The organism is Intrasporangium sp., assembly GCF_032907665.1.
Lineage (GTDB): Bacteria > Actinomycetota > Actinomycetes > Actinomycetales > Dermatophilaceae > Intrasporangium.
In genome coordinates, this window is sequence record NZ_JAJJPG010000030.1 from 1,470 (window position 1) to 5,225 (window position 3,756).

The following is a 3,756-nucleotide window of genomic DNA, read 5'->3' on the forward strand; positions in this document are numbered from 1 at the left end:
CCGATGGCCAGCGCCTCGTCGGCATCGAGGGTGATGAGCTCCACCGCCTCGTCCGGGTCGTCGGGGGCATAGGTGCCGACCTGGACGCCGCCATCGCGCTCGACGACGACGACGATGTCCCTCCCGGCACGGGTGGCCATCTCGTAGCGGATGCCGACGCCGGGAAGGAGCGTCTCCTCGATCTCCATGGGCGCATTGTCGCAGCCGCACGCCGCCCCCGCGTGCGGTCCGGCCGCCACGGGTCAGGCGAGCTCGAGCAGGTCCCGGACGTCCTCGGAGGTGATGGCCCCGGCGAGAGCTCCCCCTTCGTCGACGACACGCTGGAAGAGGTCCCGCTTGCGCTCCTGGAGCGCGACGACCTTCTCCTCGATCGTGCCGGCCGAGACGAGGCGGTAGACGGTCACGGGCTTGCTCTGCCCGATGCGGTGAGCCCGGTCGATGGCCTGGGCCTCGGCGGCAGGGTTCCACCAGGGGTCGAGGACGAAGACGTAGTCGGCCTCCGTCAGGGTGAGTCCGAAGCCGCCGGCCTTGAGGCTGATGAGGAAGGCGGCCGCCTCTCCGTCGCGGAAGCCGCGGATGACTGACTGCCGGTCCGTGGTCGAGCCGTCGAGGTAGCAGGTGCGAAGTCCGGCATCGTCGAGGGCCCGCTCGACGATCCGGAGAAAGCCGGTGAACTGGCTGAAGACGAGCGCCCGGTGGCCCTCGGCCGCGAGCTCACGCAGCTGCTCGACGAGGAAGTCGATCTTCGCGGCCGTCGCCTTGCCGTGGTGTGCTTCGTCGACGAGGGAAGGGTCCAGCGCGAGCTGGCGCAGTCGCGTGAGGGCGGCGAGGATGGCGACGCGGTTGCCCTCGGGGTCGCCGAGCAGGCCGAGCACCCGTTGCCGCTCCCGCTGGAGATGCTGGTCGTAGATGTGGCGGTGCACCGGGTGCGGCTCGATGGGCAGCACCTGGATCTGCTTGGGCGGCAGATCGAGGGCGACCTGCTCCTTGGTCCGGCGCAGCATGAGCGGGCGAATCCGACGGCGCAGGTGGTCGAGCAGCTCGGGCCGGGCACCCGACTCGATCGGCTTGCGGTAGTTCTTCGTGAAGACGTCGGGTCGCGGATACAGGCCCGGAGCGGTGAGCGACAGCAGCGACCAGAGGTCCATGAGGGAGTTCTCGAGCGGTGTGCCGGTCACGGCCACGGTGAAGGGCGACCCCAGACGCCGGACGGCCACGTGGGTCTTCGCCTGCCGGTTCTTGACGAACTGCGCCTCGTCCAGGACGACGCCGCCCCACTCGACCTCGCGGAACGCCTCGTCGTCGAGGCGCAGCACGGCGTACGAGGTGACGACGACCTGTGCGTCCTTGATGGCATCGACCACGGCGGTGCCGCGCTTGCGGCCGGTATCGGTGACGGCCGTGACGTGCAGGTGAGGAGCGAAGGCCTCGAACTCCCCGAGCCAGGTCCCGATGACGCTCGTGGGGACGACGACGAGGACCGGCCCGCGACCCCGGGCGGCAGCCTCCGACCCGGCGCCGCCGAGCTCCTCGCGCTCATGGGCGCGTGCGAGGACAGCGATGACCTGCAACGTCTTGCCGAGCCCCATGTCGTCGGCGAGGATGCCGCCGACCCGGGCGTCCCAGAGCCGCGCCAGCCAGTGGTAGCCCTCGAGCTGGTAGGGCCGGAGCGTGGCGCGAAGGTCCGTCGGCACGGGCGCCGGCGGCAGGGCGACCTCCGAGCGGAGCGCCTCGACGTTGGCGGCCCAGCGAGCGCTCTGGCGGTCGACGACACCGAGAGCGGCGAGCTCCTCCCAGAGGTCCACGTGGTGCGAGGACAGGCGCAGACCTTCGGAGGTGGGGTCGGCGATCTCGCGCGCCTCCTCGATGAGCTCGCGCAGTCGGGTCAGCTCGGGCCGGTCGAGACGGAACCAGGATCCCGACTCGAGGAGCATGACCTCCTCCCCGGCGGCGAGTGCCGCGAAGAGCGGCTCGAAGGGCACCTCCTCGCCGCCGACCTCGATGGACACGTGCAGGTCGAACCAGTCGGTCGGCCCGGAGTCCGCCGCTCCCGGCCCGGGCCTGACGTCGGCTCCCTGGTCGCCCGTCCCGAGCCGGATGACGGGTGCGCTGGTCACCTCCTCGTAGGCGGGCAGCTCGCCCTCGACCACCACGACGACGTGCTCGTCGGCCTCCAGCTCGCCGAGCTGCTCGCCGACGAACCGGGCCGCGTCGACCCCCTTGAGCTCCACGCGCGTGGCCAGGTGGAGCAGCCCCGTCGAGTCGCGCCAGGCCGCACCGGGAACGCGGTGCAGCGACGTCGCGGCCTCGAGGGCAGCGACCTCGGCAGCCCGGTCGCGGGCGGCCCCGCCGAAGCGCGCCGTCGTGAAGGACCGGACCCGCCCGTCGTAGGCGAACCCGAGGTCCAGCCTCACCTCGCCCGGCACGTCGCCGACGACGTGGACGTGCACCTGCACCTGCTCGGGCGACGGATCGGCTGCCTCCGGCGCCGGCAGCGGCACCTCCGACCGGACGCGGACGCGGTCGCGCAGCCCGGGCACCGCCGACCGCAGGAAGCCGCCCCGCTCCTCCGCCGGCACTCGGAGGCCGGCGAGCGCCTGGAAGACCGCCTTGCGGTCGAGCCCGAGATCCTGCTGGAGCGGCAGAAGGGTCAAGGATCCGTCGTCGGCCTCGACGGCCATGCCGTGCACGGGGTCGCCGATGTGCACGACCTCGCCGAGCAGGTCCTCGGGCAGGCCGTCGGTCGTGACCCGCAGGACGAGGTCACCGGAGTCGTCGTCGGCCCGCAGCACGTGCAGGACCAGCTCGGCCGGATCGGTGAGCAGGTGCACCGGTCCGGTCACCCCTTCACCCGGAAGCAGGGGGATCCCGGCCTCCTGCGCCTCGCGGAGCAGGGACCACACTCCGGGGCTCGCATCGAGCGCGAGCGGTGCGGCTGCGGTGAAGTAGGTCGTGCTGCCCGAGCCGCTGCGGACCTCGTCGCGCAGCCGCGCCATGATGCGCTCGTGCTCGGGGAGGTAGCGGATGCCCGAGCGCCATTGGGGCAGCGCGTCATGCCACGTCAGGCTCCGGTGCCATGATCCCGTGCGGGTCCACCGTGTCGCCCGCAGCCCGTAGCCGATCTCCGGCTCGCGCTGCCAGCCACCGCTGCGGTAGATCGTGTCCACGAAGAGGCCGGCCGGCATGAGCTCCCCGCGAGGCTCGGGCCGGACCGGCTCCTCAGGCTCCCGCGCCCGGGGCCGCACGTGACCCAGCACGTCGGCCCAGTGCACCTCGCGGAACGCGTGCGCGGCAGACCCTCCAGCGGGGCCAGTCGCTTCGTCCTCCCCTTCGTCAGCCCGCTCGGCTGCACTGTCGTCGGCCGGGGCCGGCGGGGGTTTGCCGTTGGCGACGTCGCGCGCGAGCAGGAGAAGAGCGACGACGTGCTTGCAGTCCGACCCGACGGGACAGCTGCAGCGACCGGCCCACAGCGGCGAGCGTCCCTTCGGGTGCGGCCTGGCCTCGACGATGGTCTGGTAGGTCTGCGAACCGGTGCCCTCGACGGTGCCGAGGAGCATCATCCCCTCGGGCCGTGCCGCCAGGGAACGCACGCGATGCTGGGCCGCATAGGCCACTCCGCGCTCGAAGGTGCGGGAGCCGACCTGCTGGGCGATCTCGGGATCGGTGAGCTCGCCGACCCACGTCGCCCGACCCACGCTCCACGCCATGGGTCGACTCTAGGCGGGCCGCCCGACAGCACGGGCCCATGATCCACAG

1 protein-coding gene and 1 pseudogene are annotated in these 3,756 nt (G+C 72.4%); both read right to left on the bottom strand.

Translation table 11 applies throughout. The annotated features are described in order from the left end of the window. Positions 1-188: pseudogene (locus LOY02_RS06830) on the bottom strand (potassium transporter TrkA); the annotation flags it as partial. Between the two features lie 54 nt (positions 189-242). After that, positions 243-3,707, bottom strand: coding sequence for a DEAD/DEAH box helicase (locus LOY02_RS06835; RefSeq protein WP_317181584.1), 3,465 nt, complete (start codon positions 3,705-3,707; stop codon positions 243-245). Positions 3,708-3,756 lie beyond the last annotated feature (49 nt).